Source organism: Sorangium sp. So ce726 (assembly GCF_051521405.1).
GTDB lineage: Bacteria > Myxococcota_A > Polyangia > Polyangiales > Polyangiaceae > Sorangium.
In genome coordinates this window covers 4,717,079-4,737,208 of record NZ_CP150349.1, presented here as the reverse complement: position 1 = coordinate 4,737,208, position 20,130 = coordinate 4,717,079, and the positions used below count along the sequence as shown (strand labels likewise).

Here is a 20,130-nt window from a genome sequence, read left to right as displayed (position 1 = left end):
AGTCCGGCCTGAGCAGCGCCGGAGATCGTGACCCCTGTCGTCCGCCGCGCCTCGGCGCCATGGACGGGCACATGTCATCACCGACCAAGAAGACGTCTATCGGTTGCTCCGGCAACAGCAGGCCGAAGAACAAGAACAAGCGACATCACTGGAAGCGCTACCGCGGCCAGGGCAAGGCACATCACGGATGATCGCCGTCACGGTGACGTGAGCCGGCGAGCGCAGCCCGCCGCCCGACCCACGAGCGCTGCGGCCGCGACCACGCCGCGCGCCCGCAGCGTCTCTCTGAGCGAATGCGCCTCCGGCGGCGCCACAAACGCCTCCAGCCAGGCCTCGGCCGGCGGCCGCGCCAGCACCCCGCCGAGGTCGAACAGCGAGAGATCCGAGACCCCGGCCGCCTCCGCGGCGGCCACGTCCTCGCGGAGCTCGGCGACCGAGCGGTAGACCGGCTCGTCGCCGAGCGCGCCTTTGCCCACGGCGCCCAGCGAGGCGCCCGCCCTCGGACCGAACCGCCGGGCGGCGGCGCGGCACCCCCAGGCGAGCAGCGCGACCGCGTCCTCCCGGCCGAGCGCGCCGCGCGAATACCCCTCCAACAGCGACGTGTACAGCATCGCGCCGACGCGCCCCCACGGCGGCACCGACACGGGCGTCCCGAGCAACCGCTCCCAGCCGCGCGACGGCCCGTCGGGCCCGTCGGCCAAGACGAGCGGCACGATCGCGGCCGAGGTCGCCACCCCGCGCGCATGCACCGCGCCCGCCAGCTCCACGTACGCGCGCTGCGCCTCACTCCACCGCGGGCTCCCCCGGGCTCCCCGGGCCGCGCCGCCGAGCAGATCGAGCGCGCCGCGCCCCCCCGCCAGTGCCCGCCGCACCGCTTCGATCGGCGGCTCGAGATCGAACACGACCTCCGCCGCGGCCAGGCGCCGCGCGTCGAGCGCGTCCAGCAGCCGCGCGACGAACGCGCCGAACGCCGCCGCGTTGCCGGCGCTCGCCCAGCGCCCGTCCTCGTCCGCGATCATCGGCCACACCGCGACCGCCACCCCCGCGTCCGCGCAGGCCGCCACGAGATCCGGCAGCCCTGCCGCGGTCTCCGGCCGCACAGCGATCGAGAGCTCCAGCGCATACCGCCGCAGCAGCGCGAGCGTCCCGGGCATCCGCACCACCTCGAGCGGCAGCAGCTCGCTCCAGATCCGGCGGCGGGGCGTCACGCCCGCCGCCCGCGCCGCGGCGCCGCCTGCGCTCGGTCGCCGCCCGCGCCGCCCGCGCCGCGGCGGCGCCGTTTCCTTCCGAACGCCACAAAGCCCCCGCTACACTCGCGCGTCATGAAGATCCTCTATGGCGTCGTCGGCGAAGGGATGGGGCACGCCATGCGCTCGCGCGTGGTGATCGAACACCTGCTGGCGCAGGGACACGAGCTCGAGATCATGGCGTCGGGCAGGGCGACCGACTTCCTGTCCAAGCGCTTCGCGGGGGTGAACCGCATCCACGGGCTCCACATGATCTACGAGGAGAACCGGGTGCGTCGCGGCAAGACGCTCTGGTCCAACGTGCTCTCCGGCGCGACGGGCACGCCGAAGAACATCGCCGCGTACTTCGAGCTCATCAAGGACTTTCGCCCCGAGCTCACCGTCAGCGACTTCGAGTCGTGGACGTACCTCTACGCCAAGCTCCACCGGCTGCCGATCCTCTCGGTCGACAACATGCAGATCATCAACCGGTGCACCCACGACGCGGAGATCCTCGCCGGGCACGAGGCGGGTTTCCAGCTCACGCGCGCGTTCGTGAAGAGCAAGCTGCCGTTCTGCAACCATTACGTCATCGCCACGTTCTTTCGCCCGCCGGTCCGCAAGCAGGAGACGACGCTGGTCCCGCCGATCCTCCGCCCCGAGATCATCGCCGCGAACCGCCGCCCCGGGGAGCACCTGCTCGTCTACCAGACCGCCGAGGGGAACGACGCGCTCTCGGCGACGCTCGCGAAGACCGGGCTCGAGTGCCGCATCTACGGGATGCGCCGGAACATCACGGAGGAGCAGGTCGAGGGCAACCTCCGCTACCGCCCCTTCAGCGAGGAGGGCTTCATCGACGACCTCGCCTCGTGCCGCGCCGTCATCGCTGGCGGCGGGTTCACGCTCATGGGGGAGGCGGTCTACCTGCGCAAGCCGATGCTCGCCGTCCCCCTCGGCCGCCAGTTCGAGCAGGTGCTCAACGCCCGCTACCTCGAGCGCGAGGGGTTCGGCCGCGGCGCCGATTCGCTGGACGACCCGGCCGTCATCGCCGATTTCGTGAAGGCCATCCCGGCCTGTGAAGAGAAGCTCGCGGGCTACTCCCAGGACGGCAACCGGCAGCTGTTCGAGGTGATGGACGGCCTGCTCGATCGCGCACACGCCGGCGTCCTCTGAGCGCGGCGGCCGGCGTTCTCTGAGCGCGGCAGCCGGCGCGCCGCGCTCGCGGCGGGGACACCGCGCCCTCCCCTACTTCGGCCTGCAGCCCTTGAGGTCCGAGCCGGAGACGCCGTTGCACTCCTGGTCCGCGGGGCAGTCCGTCTGCTCGACGCACGTCTTCAGGCACTCGAGCTCCGCGCTGTCGTCGGGCTTGCCGCAGACCGACCCGCCCTCACACTCGCCCTCCGCGCCCTCTTTCTCGCACGCCTCGCCGAGCGCCGCCTCGCCGCCACAGCCCCACGCGAGCAGCGCGCCGACGAAGAGCCCCATCCCGATCCACCTGGTTCGCATGCATGACCTCCCTTGTCTTCAGCCCACGTGCACGAGGAAGGGACGCAGCGGTGCAGCCCACGCGATGGCGCGGCGCGCTCGCGGCCCCCTCCGCACGCCTCCGGATCCTACCGCGCGCTGCGGCTCTTGACGCCCTGGCGCTGGCTCCACGACGCCGATGCCGTCTCCTCGATCCGGATGAGCACGGCGGTGATGTTGTCACGGCCACCGTTCTCGTTGGCGCAGTCGATGAGCTTGCCGCACGCGTCGGCGAGCACGGCGTTGTCCTCGACGATGCGCGCGATCTCGCGATCGTCGACGAGCCCGTGGAGGCCGTCGGAGCAGAGGAGGAACACGTCGCCGGCCTCGACGCGCTCCGCGCGCAGGTCGATGTCGACGCTGGGGGCAATGCCGAGCGCCCGCGTGATCACGTTGCGGGGCAGGTAGGCGAGGTCGCGCTCCGTGAGGTCGGGCCGCTCGAGGAGCGCGTCCGCGATGAGCGAGTGGTCGCGGGTCAGCTGCGAGATATCGCCGTTGCGGAGGAGGTAGCAGCGGCTGTCGCCGGCGTGGGCGACGTAGAACTTCCGCTCCCGCGGCGAGAACGCCGCGGCGACGACCGTGGTCCCCATCCCGCGGTAGAACCGCGAGTCATCGGCGTGCGCGAAGATGCGCGCGTTCGCGTACGTCACGGCGGCGCGCAGCCTGTCGCCGGTCGACGCCTTGCGACGCTTGCTGTTCGCGTCGCGGAAGTAGCCGGCGATGGCGCTCGCGGCGATCCGGCTCGCGACCTCGCCGGCCTCGTGCCCGCCCATGCCATCCGCGACGACGTAGACGTTGAACTCGGGGAGGAGGATGTATCGGTCCTCGTTGTGGACCCGCTCCCTGCCGACGTCGGATAGACCTGCCGCGGTGGCGCGCATTCGCCCCGAGTCTAGACGACGCTTGGCCCGCCAGGGAACTGGGTTAATCTCCCCGCCATGTCCGACCTTGTGATCGACAACCCCTATACCCTCGAGGAAGCCGTCCGCCGGCCTCTTGCAGACGAGGCCGCCGTCGACCGGCTCCTCGACACCGCGACCGCCGCCGCGCGGCGCTTCTCGCACACATCCATCGCCGAGCGCGCCGCCCTGTGCCAGCGCGCGGTCGAGCACATCGAGGCCAACGCCCCGTCGATCGCCGCCGACATCACCCGCATGATGGGCAAGCCCCTGCGCCAATCCCGCAATGAAGTCGCGGGGATGGCCAAGCGAGCCCGGCATATGATCTCGATCGCCGAGGGCGCGCTCGCCGATGTGATCCTGCCGGAGCTCCCCGGGCTCGAGCGGCGGATCGTGCGCGCTCCGCTCGGTGTGGTCTTCAATCTCCCCGCCTGGAATTATCCGCTCCTCACCGCCGTAAACGTGGTCATCCCCGCGGTGCTCTCGGGCAATGTGGTGCTGCTCAAGCACTCGCCGCGCTCGCCCCTCTGCGGAGAGCACTTCGCGACGGCGTTCGCCGAGGCCGGCGCGCCGCCCGGCCTCGTCCAGGCCTTCCATTGCGACCACGCCACGTCCGAGCGCATCGCATCGGACCCGCGGGTCAACTTCGTCGGCTTCACCGGTTCCGTCGAAGGCGGACGTCGGATCTATGCGGCCACATCGAAGAAGGTCGCCGTCGACGCGGGCCTGGAGCTCGGCGGGAAGGACGGCGCCTACGTCGCGGCCGACGCGGACCTCGAGAAGGCGGTGGACGGGATCGTCGACGGCGCCTGCTACAACGCCGGACAGAGCTGCTGTGCTGTCGAGCGCGCGTATGTTCACCGCGACCTGGTTCCGAAGTTCGTGGAGGCCGCGCTGGAGCTGATGAAGCGCTACGTCCTCGGCGATCCGACCGACGAGCGGACGAACCTGGGTCCGATGGCGCAGCCTCACGCGCCGGCGTTCCTGGAGGCGCAGGTGAAGCAGGCGCTCTCCCGGGGGGCGAAGGCGCTCTGCGGCGGCCGGGCGATCCAGGTCGACGGCCGCGGTCGCTTCTTCGAGCCGACGCTCCTCGTGGACACGGCGCCCGATCTCGACGTGATGCGCATCGAGTCGTTCGGGCCGGTGCTGCCCATCGTGCCGGTCTCATCCGATGAAGAGGCGCTCGCGCTGATGAACGACAGCGATCTCGGGCTCACCGCGTCGGTCTGGACGCGCGACCGCGAGCGCGCGGCGCGGCTCGCGCGCGAGCTCGACGTCGGCACGGTCTTCATGAACCAGTGTGACACCCTGGATCCGGCGCTCCCGTGGACGGGCGCGAAGAACAGCGGCAAGGGCGCGACGCTCTCGACGCTCGGGTTCCTGCACCTGACGCGCCCGAAATCGATCAACTTCAAGATCGGCTGAAGGCCCGGGCGCGCGGCGCGCGGTGCCAACACCGCGCCGCGCGTGGCCCGCGAGCAGCTGAGCTCGAATGAGTCCGCTTGCGCCAGGGGTGATGTGCGGTATCCCGAGGCGATGGAAACACGAGAAATTTATCGCGGGCGGCTCATCGATCATGTTCAGCTCGTCGTGGCTGACCTAGCGGCGAGCAAGAAGTTCTATCGGGCCGTCTTCGAAGTGATCGGGATCCCGATCGCAGGCGAGGCCGACGATTACTTCTGGGCCGACGAGCTCTTCATCTCGAGCGTGGACTCGCCGGCCGCGGCCGGCGTGACCACCGGCCGGGCGCACCTCGCCTTCCAGGCGAGCGACCGCGCGACGGTCGATCGGTTCCACGCCGCCGCGGTCGCCGCGGGCGGCAAGGACAACGGCGCTCCGGGCAAGCGCCCGTACCACCCCGGCTACTACGCAGCGTTCGTGCTCGACCCGGATGGGAACAACATCGAGGTCGTCCACCACGGCCAGGCGAACAGGTCATCGGACGCGATAAAGATCACGTTCTGATCGCGAAATGTCGCGAGATCGTTAAATAATCGACGCAGAATCGATTGAAATCCGCACGGGCGCCAGCGCACCACCGCTGCTCCTCCCGCGCTTCGTTCCCTGCTTCCCTCTCGACGCCTCCTCGCTTCTACAGCGGTGTCCGCCCACCTCTGCACCACGCAGAGCAGAGCGGCGGTCTCCCGCACAGGAGACGGGCCCAGATCGGCGTTTTCGGCGCGCAAGCGCACTCCGGTGCGCTGAGCACCGAAAACGTCGAGGTGGGCCCGTATCCGAAGCGGGTGACCGTCGCTCTAGACGGACTGCCCTGCTGGCGCACCGTCGATGCATATCCGCTTCCTGGCGACGGGCCTCGGCGCGACGTCGTTCAGGACCACCCCGAGGATACGGCGATCGCCGAGCTGCTCGGCGGCCCTCGTCAGCGACGACGCCCGGGTCAGCGAGGCGCGCGCGACCAGGACGATGCCGTCGGAGGCGTCCTCGATGACGTTGGCGTCTCCCGAGCCAAGGACCGGAGGGCCGTCGATGACGACGTAGTCGTGATAGCGCCGCAGCGTGCGCATCGCGGCCTCGAAGTGGACCGAGTGGAGCGCCGCGGGGTAGCTCGCCTCGAGCGATGGCTCCGCGAGCACCGACAGCGACTGGCTGACGGCGATGACGCCGAGCGGGCGGACCTCGCCCGCCATCCGCCGCCGAAGCTGCTCCGAGAAGCTCGCGTGCGCGGGCAGCCGCAGGCCGAGCGTCGCCGCGACGCGGGGGCATGTGAGGTGGCCGTCGACGAGCAGCACCCGGGCGCGCTCGGCCTCGGCGAGCGTCATCGCGAGGCGGACCGCGAGCGCGGTCTTGCCCTCGGCCCTGCCGGGGCTCACCACCGCGACCGCGAGCGGCTCGCCCGCCCGCCGCTGATCAAGCCGGTGCCGGAGGACCCGGAGCGCCGCGAGCGCGGGCGCGGGCGCGCCCCGGAGCAGCTCGTACACTCCGTGCCCCTCGGGATCGAGGTCCGCGCCGATGATCTCCACCTCGGGCCCGTCGAACGCGGGGCTGCCGGCGCGCGCAAAAGAACGCACGCCCACGCAGGCGAGCGGCGCCTCGGGCGCGCTCCAGGACGACCGGTCGACCACCTCGCAGTCGCCGAGATCGAGGCCATCCCGGAGCGTGTCCTCTGGGTCCGGAGCGGCGCCGGCCGGAGCGGCCTCTTCCGGGGCGCCGGGTGGCTCCGTGCCGTGCCCGGGCTCGCCGGGTGGCTCTGCGCCATGCCCCGGCCCGCCGGGCGGCTCGGTGCCGGGCCCAGCCGCGCCGGGCTCGGTGCCGTACCCCGGCCCGCGGGGCGGCTCTGCGTAGTACGCCGGCACGATCGTGCGCTCGCGGAGCGGCGGATGCGCCGGGAGCTCCGGCATCGCGGCCAGCAGGGCGGGGCCGCCGAGCGCGTGGATGTCGCCGCCGTCGTAGAGGGTGTCGTTGAGCAGCACCCGGGCCCCGGCGACGCCGAGCGCGAAGAAGAACGTCACCACGGCGCCCGCGAAGAAGACGCGGCCTCGGCCCCGGTCAGGGCGGCTCGGCAGGTAGGCCTGGTCGAGGACGTCGAGCTCTGTCTCGCTCTTGTTCTCGGCCGCGTCCGCGGACAGGTCCGCGACCCGCTCGTTGGCCTGAACGGTCTTCAGGTACTCGCGCGCCCGCTCGAGATCGAGGCGCAGCCGGTGCCACTCGGTCTCGAGCTCGATCACGCGCTCCTCGGCGCCCCCGTCGGCCGCCCATGGCTGCGCGCGCGGCGCGTCGGCCCTGGCCGCGCTCTCCGCCGGCGCGCGCGGCGCCTCGCCCCCTGTCGACGCCCTGCCGCCTCCGGCGCGCGCGCGCAGGCCCGCGATCTGCCGGAGGAGCGCGGTCCGCTCCGCCGCGAGCGCCGCGCGCCGCGACGGCGTGAGCGCGCGCGCCTCGCCGGCCGGCGCCTCGGTGACGCCCGCGCGCACGAGCCCGAGCGCGCTCTCGGCCGCGGTGAGCTGGCTCTTCGCCGCGTCGACGCGGCGCTTCGCGGCGACGGCGTCCGGGTGGATCGGGGTCACGGTCGTGAGCTTCTCGGCGAGCGCCGCCTCGGCTGCCGCGACCGCGGCGGCGGCGGCGGTACGGGCCCGCTGCGCCTCGACGACGCTCTGGGGCAGCGGCTGCCCGGGTGCTACCGCTGGCGACCGCGCGGCCCCGAGCAGCGCCTCGACCCGGGCGAGCTGGCGCTCGAGCGCTGCGAGCTGCGGGTCGACCGGGCGGGCAGGCTGCGCTGGCACGGAGCGCGCTCCAGCCACGGGCGTGGGGGCGCCGGGCGAGCCGAGCGGCTGGGGCGTCGGTGCATACGGAGAGTCGTTGAGCCCCCACTGGAACTGCGGGTTCCTGGCGAGGAACGTCGCCAGCGCGCGGCTCGCCGCGTCGACCTTGGAGCTGGCCTCGGCGAGCTCCTTCCGCAAGAAATCGCGGGTCATCGTCGCCGTGCCGAGGCTGTCGCGGCGGTAGTCGTCGAGCAGGATCTGCGTGAGGCGGGCGGCGACCTGCTGCGCCACGTGCGGATCGTCGTGGGTGAACGAGACGACGTACGTATCGCTGCTCTGCGCGCGGAAGCCGACGTGGGTCTTCATCTCCTCGACGGCCTCGACCATCGAGCGGGCGGTCTTCTCCGGGTAGAGCCCGAACGCTTCGACGACGCCGGCGAGCGTCCCGCGCGCCGTGAGCGCGTCCTTGAGCTTCGACCCGAGGCGCGCCGCGCGCGCGGTGCTGCTCTGGGGATCACGGCCAGTCTGGATGGTGTCGCGGTAGAGGATCGTGGCCTCGCTCCGCCACACCCGCTTCGTGGCGAGCGCCAGGGCGAAGGAGATCGCGAGTCCGACGGCCATCATCGCGGCCGCTCCGCGCCAGTACATCCGGACCCGGCCGAGGACGCTTATCGCGCGATCCAGGCGCTCCCGGGGTGTGCTCTCCGTGCTCAGGCTGGCCATGGTGTTCCTCGCCCCGCGGGCAGCGCGTCCGGCGCCGCGCGCCGCGGAGGGCGCGCGCGGCGGCGCTCCGCCCCCGCACGGCAAGGCGCGTGCTCACGGGCGCGTCACCCCGGGACGCACACGGCTCGACGCCACCACGCACGCTGACCGCGTGAGAGAGGGCCGATGACGACGGACGCCATGGACATTCCGAGTCCGGTGAGCGCGGCTCGCTGCGTGGACGCTCCCGGAGAGGCGGGCGCTCGTCGCCCCCGCCCCGCTTCGGGGAAGGCGGGCTCGCCAGCGCGGCGAGCCCTGCTCCTCGTCACAGCCGCTGCGAGTAGTACTCGATGATGAGCTGAACCGCGATGGGGAACGGGATGCTCGTCTCGTCCGGCAGCGCGGACACCCGCACCTGCCGGGTGTCCTTGTCGACAGCGAGCCACGTGGGGGCTTCCATGTCCGTCCTCGCGAGGCCCTCCACGACGGTCCGGTGGTCACGGCGCTTCTCGCTCACGCTCACCGTCTCTCCGGCGCTGACGCGGTAGGACGGGATATCGACGCGCTTTCCGTTGATGAGCACGTGCCCGTGCGCCACCAGCTGCCGCGCGGCCGGGATGGTGCGCGCGAAGCCCGCGCGGAAGATGACGTTGTCGAGCCGCCGCTCGAGCAGCTCGATGAGCTTCGTCCCGGCGGCCAGGTCGCTCCTGCGCGCCTCGAGCATGAGCGTCTTCAGCTGCGTGTCGGTGAGGCCATAGTTGAGCCTGACCTTCTGCTTCTCGCGGAGCCGCAGGGCGAACTCGCTGAGCTTCTTGCGGGCCTGTCCGTGCTGCCCGGGGGGGTAAGGCCTCCGCTCCGTCTTCTTGGCCGACAGCCCGGGGAGCTCGACCCCGAGCGCGCGCATGACCTTGACGCGAGGTCCGGTGTAGCGGCTCATGCCCGGGCCCTCCCCAGGGACGCGCGCGCGTCGCGATGGTGGAGCGCGGCGCCCAAGGGCGCCGGTGCGTCAACGTAGTCCTGGATGTTCATCGAGCTTCTCTGTCCTTGTTCATGGGTCTTGCGATTGCTTGTTATCGAGGGCTCACACGCGCCGGAGGTGGCGGAGGATCGGGAACTGCGCTTTACGGAAGAAGCGTGCGAGTCCATTCGTGGTCCGGATGCGGGCGCCGAGCGGCTCGGGATAGTCGCTATCGCCCAGGACGCGCAGCCATGGAAACGTCTCGACGACGCCTCCCTCTCGGTGGAGCTCGACGTGACGCGCGCCCCTCGCCGTGGTGGGACGGAGCTGGAGGCACGGGCTCGCGTCGAGCAGAAGCTCCACGTCCTTGGCGAGGCGCAGGGAGACCTGGGTCAAGAAGGCGCCGATCCGCTCGGGGCCGAGATGGGAGAAGAGGCCGAGGCCGAGGATCAACGTGGGCCAGTCCTGCGTATCGGCGAGCTGATCGATCCAGTGATCGCAGCCGGGGGACGCCGTGGCCAGCGCATACCGCGCCGTCTGCGGGGCGCGCCGGAACTTCCACGCGACCACGCGGGGAACGTCGATGTCGATCCAGTGGAGCTGCCCGTTGTCGACGCGCGAGAACCGGGTGCACGGCCCGGAGAAGAGCCCGATGGCCAGCCCGTCCGGGTGACGGCGGAAGAAGTCGTCCACGACGTCGTCGACCAGCCGCGTGCGGGTCGCGAGGGGGCGGAGCTCCTGTTCCGTGAAGCCGGCGCGCTCGACCTCGAGCACGCGGGCGAGCTGGCGCGCTTCCTCATCGTGGAGCCCGAGGTCAGGAAACGCGTCGGAGGCGTACGCGCACGCGGCGACACCCGCGAGCTCGCGTCGAGCAAACGAAGGGGCAGCGTCGATACTGAAAATCATTTTCACTTTCGTTACAGGGACGTGCGTCCTGTGTCAAGCAGCGAACGGCCGCGCCCTCACCCAGGTTGAGCTGCGGCGACCCACCCAGGTTGCGCGACCTCACCCAGGTTGAGCTGCGGCCCCACCCAGGTTGCGCGACCTCACCCAGGTTGCGCTGCGGCGACCCCACCCAGGTTGCCCTCGGCGCCTCCCCCGTCGCTGCGTTCTGCGGCCCTGCCCGGCGCACGAGCCTGCGGTCATCCGCCCCGCCTCTTGACGGCCATCGGTCGAGAGCTATCTTTTAGATATATCTTTTAGAATATCGACCTGGCCGCCACAGGGCCGCCGGGCCGCGGAGCCGGGGTGGTCTGCGCACGCGCGCGCGGCAGCTGAGTGCTCGCCGCCGTGGCGGTCCGCCGCCGAGCCAGAGAGGGATTTTGTCTATGTTTTGGGGAGTTGAGCATCATCACTGCGCAGGCCCGCGAGGGCCGAGGGGGGGTCCGTTCGGGAGGGGTCGGCACGGCATGGGTGGCGGCCCGCCGGGCTGGTGGGGCGACTGGTTTGGAGGGCCGCCGCTCCGCGCCGATCGCGGCGGCGTGCGCTACCTCGTCCTCGACGTGCTCGCCGAGCGAGCTCGCCATGGCTACGAGGTCATCCAGGCGATCGAGCAGCGCAGCGGCGACACCTACCGGCCGAGCCCCGGCGTCATCTATCCGACGCTGCAGATGCTCGAAGAGCTCGGCCACGCGCGCGTCATCGAGGCCGAGGGGCGCAAGATCTACGAGATCACCGACGCGGGGCGCGAGGACCTCAAGGCGAACCGCGAGTACGTCGACGAGTTCTACGAGCGCTTCGTCGAGACCTCATGGGAGCGCTTCGCCGAGGATTTCGGCGACGTCATGAAGCGCATCGGCTCGCTCATGAAGATGCTGCGCCACGCGATGCGCCGGGGGCGCATCACGCCGGCCGTGCTCGCGCGCACCGTGAAGGTGCTCGACAAGGCCGCGGCCGAGATCGAGGAGCTGCTCGGCGAAGATCCGGAGGGGCGCGCCGGCCGGCGCCCGTGATCCGCGCCGCCGTGGAATCAGGGCGCGGCGCGCTCAGGCACGCTCTCGAAGCAGAACACCCGCCAGGCGTTCGGCTGGCCAGGACGCACGAGCTCCGTCACAGCGCCGCTCGTGAACTCCGCGACGACGCCGCGCCAGAACGGCAGAGCGCCCCGGTTCCCCTCGGCGACGCGCACGGTCCACTTCCCGGGAAGACCGTTCCATAGGAGGCACGCCGCCTGGCGGCCCACGCCAGAGCGGCGGTAGCGGCGAAGGACGAAGAACTCGGCGACATCGAGGGTGTCCGGGTCCTCCACCGCCGGCGAACCGCGCATCGCCAGGACAAACCCAGCGACGCGCCCGCCACATCGAATGAGGAACGCGAACCGCCGCTCCCGCTCCGACCAGTAGAGAGGGAGCTTGGGGTAGCCGAAGCGCCCGTCCTGCCCCAGCTCGATGGAGGGGAACACATCGCTGAGATCGTGAATGTACAGCTCGAGAAGGTTGGACAGGATCACGGCATCCGCTGGCGTCGCCGCGTCCAGAGAGACAGTGTGCGCATCTGCCATATCCGATCCTCCCGTCCGCCAGCGCGCGCTCAGGCGCTCCTCGGCGACGCGCAGCGCCTCGTCGCGCGCGTCGGTTCACGACGACAGGCACCTTCGCTCGCGGCCGCGCGCCGCGGGCTGTGCCCCTCGGCTCAGCCGAGGAAGCCGCGCGCGCGCGCGATCGCCTCGATCGCCGGTCTCCGCCGCTCCAGCTCCTCGACGTCCTTGACGGGAAGGAACCGGGCCGCGAGGCCCTGGCGCGGGACGCGAACGAACCGGGCCGGCAGGCCGAACGTGACCTCGTTCAGGATGCGCTCGAACTGGATCGCCTTGCGGTCGTCCACCTTCTTCTCGACCTCCACATAGATCCAGTCCAACGCGAGCGCGTTGAGCGCCTCGGCGCTCGCCAGGAAGGTGTTGGTGTTGAAGACGGGCACGACCTTCGGGTCGAACCCGATCGGCAGCCGGAAGTCCTCTGCCATCACAGGTCGGCCGTTCCACCGCAGCGGCCCGCCCCCCTTGTCGCCGCCCTTGTCGACCACCTCGACGGAGAGGGGCCCGCCGTGGCCGAGGTGCCAGCCGAGGAGGACCGGATCGACGGTCGCGCCGAGGTTGTCGAGGTTGGCGATCCAGACGATCTTCCCGCCGCGGGCGATGAAGCGACCGAGGATGCCGCTCTCGCGGAGGGCATCCGGGAGATCGCCGTGGCCGGTGGCGTAGACGCTCGGCTCGCCCGCATCGTCCAGGAACAGCCCGCCTTCCGGGGTCAGGCGCAGGGAGACGTGCTGCTCGAACGTGGCGCAGAGATCGCCCGGCTCGTCGAGGCGCGGGCCGAGCGCCTCGCGGATCGGTCCGTTCGTCGCCTCGCTGGTCATCAGCCACAGCGGGACCGGGACCCCCGTCGTGCGCCGGAGGTGATCGCTCTCGGCGAGGCGCAGATCGAGGAAGGTCCGACCGGGCAGCACCTCGACGAGCGCCTTGACCACGCCGCCCATCCGGGTGGCCATCCCGCCGGCGAGGACGCAGAGGGCGACCTCGCCCCGGCGCAGCGCGGCCAGGCCCGCCTCGCGGCAGCGGGCGTGCTCGGGCGTGCCCTCGGCGGGCAGGTCGGCGATATCGCCGGGCGCGGGCGGCTCGACCGTGCCCTGGAGGCGGTTGCGGGCGTCCCGGTCCTTGCCGATGGATGCGGCCCATCGGGCGATGCGATCGGGGTCGAACCCGCGAGCCCGGAGGCGAGCGAGGAGAGGGCCAGGGAGCGCGGCGATCTGCTCGGCGAGGGAAGGCACGGTGTCCTCAAAACAACACGACGCGATGCGCGAGGCAACGGCGTCGTGCGACCGCTCTAACGGTCGGCCGACTCCCGGAACAGCTCCTCCGCCGCCGCCGCGGTCGCCGCGCGCTGGAGCCAGCATCCCAGGACGTCCACGTCCGTCTCGCCGAGGATCCGGCCCCGCGCCTCCTCGCTCGCCGGGACGCCGCGCGCGTTCAGCAGCATCAGGATCGCTGCAGACAGCTGCCCCACCGCCTGCTCCGCCCGCGCCTGCTCCTGCTCGATCCGGGCCTCGGCGGCCTCGATCATCCCCTCCAGCTTGCCCACCAGTTCGCTGGCGGTGACCAGCTCGGCGGTGTCCGCATAAAAGCGGAGACGCCCCGCCTCCACCGCCAGATCCAGATCGAGGACCTCCGATCGGTACCGCCCGGCGCGTGAGGGGATGCTCTCGTAGCGCCGCTCGCCGGTGGGCGGTAACCGGTGACCTTTGAGGTGCCCGCGCGGGATGTCGTAGATGAAGTACTCACGGATCCCGAGGGTCGCGTAGCGTGCGACGTTGTCGACGAAGTCCTTGCGCCAGTTGTCGGCGTAGTGCACCTCGATCGCGAGGTCGATCCCCTTGCCCTCGGCGCTGACCATCCAGCAGAGGCGCGGGCCGGGATCGACATCGGTCACCGCGATCACGTCGGGCGTGAAGCCCTTCTCGCCCGGATAGTGGGCCTTCATGTCGGCGCCCACGTAAATGCGCCGCCCTCGCCGGCCGAACCAGGCGCGGAGCGTGTCGCGGGCTTCCACCTTGGCGTCGAAGTGCGGGTCCCCTTCGGCCATCGCCAGGCGCTCGTCGATCTCCTCCTGGGACACGGAGTCGACGAGCGCCGCGATCGCCTGATGGCGCTGAGCGGGCGACATCGCGGCCCACTGGGCCTCCGTCGGGGCGCGCGGCGCCTCGGCCGGGATCGGCGCAGCGGCGGGGTCCACAGATTTGCCGATGAGAGCCGACATCCCGCCGAGCATACCACCGGGCGCTCCCGTCAGACGGTCTGCGAGGCCGCGCCGCCGTCGTCCCGGAGCACCCGGCGCTCGCGGTCGCGCTCACCGGAGGAACCGGAGCAGGAGGTTGAGCAGCACGAGCACCACGACCATGCCGCCGCACACGAGCGCGACCTCCCTCCCGGACACGCGCACCACGACGCGGCTGTCCTCGGCCCGCGCGGCCCCGTAGAGCGCGGCGGAGGCGCCGAGCACCATGTAGAGGATGTCCTTGTAGGCCCACGAGAGGAAGAAGATGCCGATCAGCGCGCCGCACAGGCTCACGAAGATCGCCGGCGCGAACCGCCTCGCCGTGGGGCCGACATCGACGTCTCCCAGCCAGATCGACAGCGGCACCTTGATCGACGCGTACAGGACGAGCGCGAACAGGCACATCCCGAGCAGGCCCGTCTCGGCCGCGGCGAGGAGATAGGAGTTGTGGGCGGTCAAGCCGAGCGACGACTCGTCGCCGAACTGCCCTGCGCCGACGCCGATCCCCTTGGTCCGGCGGATCAGCTCGAACGCTTCCCGGAGCAGCTCGACGCGCTCGTCCGAGCTCTCGCTCGCCTCATCGCCGCTCCGGCCGCCGAGCAGGAGCATGGGTGGCCCGATGAAGCAGGCGGCGATGACGCCGAGGGTCCCGCTCCGCCGGATGAAGCTGATGCCGAGGACCGCCAGGTACACGATGACGCCCGAGCGCGAGCGCGACAGGACGACCATCGCGCCGATCGCCGCGATGACAGCCGTCACGGGGAGCGCGCGGAGCGCCCCGGAAACGCGCAAGATCAGCCGATCCGTGAGCAGGACGGGCAGCGTCAACGCTCGGCGCGCCCCGGCGGACCGCGCGGGCCCTGGCGCAGCGCCGCCGGGCGGCGCGCCGGCCGACGGAGGCGGGCCCCCGCGGACGGACCTGCGCGGCCGGCGCGGGCTGGAGCGCCGCTCGGCGAGCGCGATCGCGAGCGGGATCGACATGCCAGCCATCAGCGAGAGCTCGTTGGGATCGGCGAGCGAGCCGCGATAGCGGACGCGGCCGTCGATGGTCGACGTGCCGAGCGGCCCGGGGCGCTCGCACCGGTAGTTGCCGTCGGGCACGGGCGCCTCGATGCGGCAGTCGAGGTTGGTCTCGCAGGGGCGTCCATCCGGCTCGAGCTCGCCCTTGCCTTCCCAGTCATCGGGCGCGGCGATCATGCAGCTGTGGGGCTGGAACGCCTGCACGACCGCGACCACGGTGGTGAGGACGGCGCAGCCGACGAGCGTGATCGCGAGCGCGCGCAGCCCTCGCGGCGAGGCGGCAGCGACGGCGATGGCGACGAAGATGCCCGCGACGGTCGCGAGTTGCATGCCGCGCTCCTCGAGCACGGCCGGGCGCTTCAGCGCGGTGGTCAGCGCCGCCCAGGCGAGGAACGCGAGCGCATAGACGACCTGAGGCGCGAGCGTCGGCTTGAGCCGCCGCCACACGACGTCGAGGGCGACGCAGAGCAGGGTGATCCCGAACGCCGCGTGCACGAGCGGAATCCCCGAGAGCGCGGGGATGAACTCCTGCGGCTTGATGATGACGAGCGCGCACAGCGCGCACACGACCCACGCTGCCATGGTATGGCGCGCCGTTCTCGTGGCGCGCCGCGCACAGGCGGCCCGCGCCGCGCCCTCGTGGCGGCTGCGCAGAGGCGCCCTGCGCGGGCGCGATGAGGCGCGGCGCGCATTCCCCCCTTCCGCGCGACGGATCTAGCACCGCGGGTCCGAGCGGCACGCGGGAAGAGCGCCAGTGCGCGCGCGAGGAGCAGGCGCGGAGCGCGGCCGCGGGATCGGCGCTTGCTGGAGCGCCATCGCATCAAGGAGGCTGGAAACCGCATGTGCTCCCGCTGTGTCCGGATTGCCCTGCTCTGCTCCGCGCTCACGGTCCTCACGGCGCTCCCGGGCTGCGGCGCGCGCCCCCCGCGGGTCGATTTCGATGCGGAGCGCCGCGCGACGAGCGCGTATGCGGTCGGCCCCGGGGACGTGCTGGAGGTGCGCGCCTGGAAGAACGAGGCGCTGAGCCAGCGCGTCACGGTGCGACCCGACGGGTTCATCACGATCCCGCTCGTCGGCGACGTCCTGGCGTCGGGGCGCACCGTCATGGGCATCGCCGAGGACATCGCGACGCAGGCTGCGAAATTCTATCATGAGAAGCCGGTCGTCAGCGTCGAGGTGGCAGAGCTCCACAGCTACCGGGTCTACGTGATGGGCGAGGTGTCGCGTCCTGGCGAGTTCACGCCGAGGGGGCAGATCACGGTGCTCCAGGCGCTCGCCCTCGCGGGCGGATTCACGCGCTTCGCCGATCCCGACGAGGTGGTGATCGTCCGGCGCGACGCGATCGGCGAGCGCAGGATTCCGTTCGTGTTCGATGAGGTCGTCGGGAAAGGCGATCTCCGCGGGGATCTGCCGCTGCAAACGAACGATACCGTGGTGGTGCCGTAGAAGACCCGCATCGGGGACACGTCGTTCCGGAAGCAGGCTTATCCGCATGCGACCGCGGCGCGCGCCGGTGGGTAGCGCTCACGTCGCAGAGGGCCCGTTGCGCTTCGCTGGGCGTCCTCCCCTGCCCCGACGGACATCGTTGGATGATCGCCGCACCAAGTTCTGGCATCCTGGGCAGGATGCGCCCCGAGGCCACGCCGCTCGTCGCCGTATTGACCCTCGCGTTGCCGGTGATCGTCGCGTCGTGTGCCCCCGCGAGCCCCGGCCCCCCTGGCCCCGCCGGCAAGGCCGCAGCGCCGCCAGGCACGCCGGTCCTCGCGGCAGCCAGCGCACCTTCTGGCCCGGGAACCCCTGGGCCTGCCGGCGCGGCGTCCTCGGGGGCAGCGCGGGCAGAGGGCGCGCAAGGCGTCGCGCCCTCCCACGCCCCAACCGAGCCGGCCCCCGCCATCTCGGCCGACGAAGCCGAGGTGATCCTGTTCCCGGACGACGCCGCCGCCCACCGGGACGCCATCGACGGCTGCCGGCGCGGGAACGCCGGGACGGCGGCCGCGCCCAGCCCGGGGCACGAGCGCATCCGCTGCCTGCTCGCGCTGCGCTACCAAGGCGACCCGCAGGCCGCAGCGAGCGCGACCGCGCTCTTCGACCAGAACGGCAGCGTCGCCGGGCTCGAGCGGGAGCACATGATGGATGGCGGTTACCGCGGCATGCTCCACCTCGTCCCGGAGCTGCCGGTGCGCGCCGAGCGCCGCCACCTCGAGTGGGCGGTGTCCGCGATCGCCGACTTCGACGCCTTCGTCGCGGATCTCGCGGCCGCGGCCAGCTCGCCCGTGCGCTATCGACACCGCGCCCTCGCGCTCAAGTACTTCCGGTCCGTGCGGGCGCGGACGCCTTCCGCCTACGCCTCAGGCTGGACGGTCGCGTACAACCTCTCCGGCTCGCTCCACCGCTCCGCGGACGACGTGCGGGAGACGCTCTTCCACGAGCTCTTCCACCTCAACGACAGCGCACACGGCGGGTGGTCCCAGGCGGCGCTCTCGCCGCTCTACGACGGGATCGTCGCGCGCTGCGGGACGAGGATCGCCTGCCTCACGCCGTACTCGCCGAACGAGACCATCGTGAAGGGCGGCACGTATTACTCGTTCCAGCCTGGAAATGGCGTGGTGGAGTACGCCGCCGAGCTGGCGATCCGCTACTACCGCGAGCAGCGCGCGGCGCTCCACGGCAAGCGGCTCGCAAAGGCGCCGTTCAAGTGCGGCCCGCCGGAGAACGCGCGCGCGTGGTCGCTGCTCGCGGGAGAGTTCTTCGGCGGCGCAGATCGGGTGGCGCCCTGCCGGGAAGGGCCTCCAGCAGCGCCCTGAGCCACGTCGCAGAACGCGCTCTCGTCGTCCCACGCGCCGCGCGTGCCGTGATGATGGGGCGCAATCACCATCGGAGGCTCGGTCGCACGCCGGGGCGCATCACCCCACCTGCGACCGGTGCACAATCGAGGGCCGCGGCAGCTCGAGCGGCGGCATGGGATCGAAGAGCGAGCGCTCCGCGTCGGCCATCTCCTCGGCCGAGAACGGCCGGAGGGTCTGGCAGAACTCGACCATGATGCCGTTGGGATCGATCGTGCAGATCGAGCGGCAGAACTCGCGATCTCTCTCGGTCACCTCCAGGCCGTGCGAGAGCCATCGCGCGAGCATCCGACCGTAGAACTCGCCCGTAGGGGCGCTGAAAGCCAGGTGGTTCATCCACACCGGCAGCCCGAGCCCTGTCGAGAGATCGGTCCTGAAGCGCCCCCGCACCGTCTCTTCGTGCAGATCCCAGAATGCCAGCAGCGGACCATCGGGCTCGCTGGTCCGATACAGGGCGTGCCTCGCCCAGCCCCCAGCGCGGCTGCCCTCGTAAGGCACCGCGATGACCTTCACGAGACGGAACCCCATGGCCCGGGTATAAAATCGGTGTGTGGCGACCAGATCGCTGGTCGCCAGCGCGATGTGATGCACCGCCATCGTCCCCCCTTTGCGTGCATGGCAAGGATGCCACGAGCCGAAGCGCTCGTTCAAGCTGGATTCCGTGCGATCGGTCGAGCGATCGCGAAACGAGGTGCGGGGGTGACCTCGGTTAGATCGGTTACGTCGGGTCTCCCGGCGTCCCCACCCCATCGCGCGTGACGGACTCCGGCGACAGGACGTCCGTGACCAAGATGCCGGCCCGACGCGCCTTGCCCTGGACGCTCGAGAGGCCCCGGACAGCGAGGCGGCGGGGGCCTCGGAGGGCTCGCCGCGATCGAGCTCGGCGGGATCGGCGCTGAGCCCCCGGGCGGCTGCGCTATCCTCGGCGCACGCCATGTCCGACGGCGATCTCGTGTTCGCATCCATGCCTGCCGGGCTCATCGCCTTCGCCTCGTCGTGCGGAGTCCCCCAGGAGGATCTCCTCCGAGCGGCCGGCGTCGCGCCCGAGGTCCTCGCCGCGCCCGACGAGCTCGTGCCGTATGCATCGCTCTTCTCGCTGTGGGAGCTCCTGCTCCAGCGCCTTCCAGGCGAGCCGCTCGGGCTGCGTTATGCAGGCTGCATCCCGGTTTCGGTCGTCGGCATCGTGGGGCACGTCCTTCGCCACAGCGAGACCGTGCGGCAGGGCGTCGCCGTCTATGGCCGCTTCTGCCGGCTGATGGACCCGTACCTCCGCATCACGCTCGAGGAGCACGGCGGGGTCGCCCGGCTCGCGCTCGAGCACGAGCCGCGCGTCGTCGCCATGGCCGAGCCGATCGAGATGATGATCGCGACGCTCGCGCGCTTCATCGCGCTCTACCTCGGCGGCTCGGCGCGGCCGATCGAGGCGCTGTTCCGCCATCCTCGCCGGCACCCGCCGTCGCTCTACGAGGAGGCGATCGGGGCCCCCGCCCGCTTCGATGCGGGCGCGACGGGCCTCGTCTACGATGCGCGTTTGCTCGACGCGCCCCTGGTCGGCGCGGATCCGTCGGTCCGCGATTACCTCGTTCGCCACGCCGAGCAGCTCCTCGCCGCGCGCGCGGCGCCCGCCAGCGCCGCGACGCTCGACGCGCGCGTGCGCGCCCGCATCGACGAGCGGCTCGACCACGGCGACGTGGACCAGGAGGGGATCGCGCGCTCTCTGGGCATGAGCACGCGGTCGCTCCAGCGCGCGCTCAAGGACATCGGCACGTCGTTCACGGCGCAGCTCGACGAGGCCCGGCGGGAGAAGGCGCTCGATCTCGTCCACCGGCCCGACCTCGCGCTCCAGGAGATCGCGTTCCTGCTCGGCTATGGCGAGCCGCGCCATTTCTACCGCAGCTTCCGTCGCTGGACGGGCACGACGCCGGGAGAGTACCGGCGCGCCCGCGTCCGGTAGCTGCGTGTGTCGGGCCCC

At 71.8% G+C, this 20,130-nt stretch carries 18 protein-coding genes; 7 read left to right on the top strand and 11 right to left on the bottom strand.

All coding sequences use genetic code 11. The annotated features are described in order from the left end of the window. Nucleotides 1-197: 197 nt before the first annotated feature. Nucleotides 198-1,208 (bottom strand): hypothetical protein, encoded by a 1,011-nt coding sequence (locus tag WME79_RS17750; RefSeq protein ID WP_437537105.1) that lies wholly within the window; start codon nucleotides 1,206-1,208, stop codon nucleotides 198-200. A gap of 114 nt (nucleotides 1,209-1,322) precedes the next feature. Between WME79_RS17750 and WME79_RS17745 the strand changes: the two genes are divergently transcribed. After that, nucleotides 1,323-2,399 carry a glycosyltransferase family protein gene (locus tag WME79_RS17745; RefSeq protein ID WP_272098314.1) on the top strand — a complete coding sequence of 359 codons (1,077 nt, stop codon included), beginning with the start codon at nucleotides 1,323-1,325 and terminating at the stop codon, nucleotides 2,397-2,399. Nucleotides 2,400-2,471: 72 nt separating this feature from the next. On the opposite strand, the gene WME79_RS17740 is transcribed toward WME79_RS17745, so the two are convergent. Beyond that, complete coding sequence (locus WME79_RS17740) at nucleotides 2,472-2,732, bottom strand: hypothetical protein (protein WP_437537102.1); 261 nt, start codon at nucleotides 2,730-2,732, stop codon at nucleotides 2,472-2,474. A gap of 107 nt (nucleotides 2,733-2,839) precedes the next feature. Continuing rightward, nucleotides 2,840-3,631 carry a Stp1/IreP family PP2C-type Ser/Thr phosphatase gene (locus tag WME79_RS17735; protein WP_437537099.1) on the bottom strand — a complete coding sequence of 264 codons (792 nt, stop codon included), beginning with the start codon at nucleotides 3,629-3,631 and terminating at the stop codon, nucleotides 2,840-2,842. Between the two features lie 57 nt (nucleotides 3,632-3,688). On the opposite strand from WME79_RS17735, the gene WME79_RS17730 reads away from it, so the two are divergent. Both WME79_RS17730 and WME79_RS17725 read left to right on the top strand, forming a co-directional pair. Continuing rightward, entirely contained in the window at nucleotides 3,689-5,074 is a 1,386-nt protein-coding gene (locus tag WME79_RS17730; protein ID WP_437537096.1) for an aldehyde dehydrogenase family protein, read from the top strand. A 111-nt stretch (nucleotides 5,075-5,185) separates the two neighbouring features. Continuing rightward, on the top strand, nucleotides 5,186-5,614 hold the full coding sequence (locus WME79_RS17725; RefSeq protein WP_437537093.1) for a VOC family protein: 429 nt from the start codon (nucleotides 5,186-5,188) through the stop codon (nucleotides 5,612-5,614). A 290-nt stretch (nucleotides 5,615-5,904) separates the two neighbouring features. On the opposite strand, the gene WME79_RS17720 is transcribed toward WME79_RS17725, so the two are convergent. From WME79_RS17720 to WME79_RS17710, 3 genes are all read right to left on the bottom strand, one after another. Continuing rightward, the gene (locus tag WME79_RS17720) at nucleotides 5,905-8,589 is read right to left on the bottom strand and encodes an exopolysaccharide transport family protein (RefSeq protein ID WP_437537091.1); all 2,685 of its coding nucleotides are present in this window, start codon (nucleotides 8,587-8,589) and stop codon (nucleotides 5,905-5,907) included. A 304-nt stretch (nucleotides 8,590-8,893) separates the two neighbouring features. Next, the gene (rpsD, locus tag WME79_RS17715; RefSeq protein ID WP_437537088.1) at nucleotides 8,894-9,505 is read right to left on the bottom strand and encodes a 30S ribosomal protein S4; all 612 of its coding nucleotides are present in this window, start codon (nucleotides 9,503-9,505) and stop codon (nucleotides 8,894-8,896) included. Nucleotides 9,506-9,649: 144 nt separating this feature from the next. Next, complete coding sequence (locus tag WME79_RS17710) at nucleotides 9,650-10,432, bottom strand: class I SAM-dependent methyltransferase (RefSeq protein WP_437537085.1); 783 nt, start codon at nucleotides 10,430-10,432, stop codon at nucleotides 9,650-9,652. Between the two features lie 503 nt (nucleotides 10,433-10,935). On the opposite strand from WME79_RS17710, the gene WME79_RS17705 reads away from it, so the two are divergent. Then, nucleotides 10,936-11,478, top strand: coding sequence for a PadR family transcriptional regulator (locus tag WME79_RS17705; protein WP_437537082.1), 543 nt, complete (start codon nucleotides 10,936-10,938; stop codon nucleotides 11,476-11,478). Between the two features lie 17 nt (nucleotides 11,479-11,495). Here WME79_RS17705 and WME79_RS17700 read toward each other — a convergent pair whose 3' ends face one another. From WME79_RS17700 to WME79_RS17685, 4 genes are all read right to left on the bottom strand, one after another. Next, on the bottom strand, nucleotides 11,496-12,026 hold the full coding sequence (locus WME79_RS17700) for a GNAT family N-acetyltransferase (protein WP_437537080.1): 531 nt from the start codon (nucleotides 12,024-12,026) through the stop codon (nucleotides 11,496-11,498). A gap of 131 nt (nucleotides 12,027-12,157) precedes the next feature. Then, the gene (locus WME79_RS17695) at nucleotides 12,158-13,291 is read right to left on the bottom strand and encodes a UTP--glucose-1-phosphate uridylyltransferase (RefSeq protein WP_437537077.1); all 1,134 of its coding nucleotides are present in this window, start codon (nucleotides 13,289-13,291) and stop codon (nucleotides 12,158-12,160) included. Nucleotides 13,292-13,347: 56 nt separating this feature from the next. Beyond that, nucleotides 13,348-14,277, bottom strand: a complete 930-nt coding sequence (locus tag WME79_RS17690) for a Uma2 family endonuclease (RefSeq protein ID WP_437537074.1) — start codon at nucleotides 14,275-14,277, stop codon at nucleotides 13,348-13,350. 90 nt (nucleotides 14,278-14,367) lie between these two features. After that, nucleotides 14,368-15,897, bottom strand: coding sequence for an O-antigen ligase family protein (locus WME79_RS17685; protein WP_437537071.1), 1,530 nt, complete (start codon nucleotides 15,895-15,897; stop codon nucleotides 14,368-14,370). Nucleotides 15,898-16,155: 258 nt separating this feature from the next. Here WME79_RS17685 and WME79_RS17680 point away from each other — a divergent pair, with 258 nt between their 5' ends. Together WME79_RS17680 and WME79_RS17675 are read left to right on the top strand one after the other, a co-directional pair. Further along, nucleotides 16,156-16,761, top strand: coding sequence for a polysaccharide biosynthesis/export family protein (locus WME79_RS17680; RefSeq protein WP_437537069.1), 606 nt, complete (start codon nucleotides 16,156-16,158; stop codon nucleotides 16,759-16,761). A 143-nt stretch (nucleotides 16,762-16,904) separates the two neighbouring features. Beyond that, nucleotides 16,905-18,119: a hypothetical protein gene (locus WME79_RS17675; protein ID WP_437537067.1), complete on the top strand. Its 1,215-nt coding sequence runs from the start codon at nucleotides 16,905-16,907 to the stop codon at nucleotides 18,117-18,119. Between the two features lie 99 nt (nucleotides 18,120-18,218). On the opposite strand, the gene WME79_RS17670 is transcribed toward WME79_RS17675, so the two are convergent. Next, a complete protein-coding gene (locus WME79_RS17670; protein WP_437537064.1) occupies nucleotides 18,219-18,755 on the bottom strand; it encodes a VOC family protein in 537 nt (178 codons plus the stop codon). A gap of 337 nt (nucleotides 18,756-19,092) precedes the next feature. On the opposite strand from WME79_RS17670, the gene WME79_RS17665 reads away from it, so the two are divergent. Then, nucleotides 19,093-20,112, top strand: a complete 1,020-nt coding sequence (locus WME79_RS17665; RefSeq protein ID WP_437537061.1) for an AraC family transcriptional regulator — start codon at nucleotides 19,093-19,095, stop codon at nucleotides 20,110-20,112. The last annotated feature ends 18 nt before the right edge of the window (nucleotides 20,113-20,130 follow it).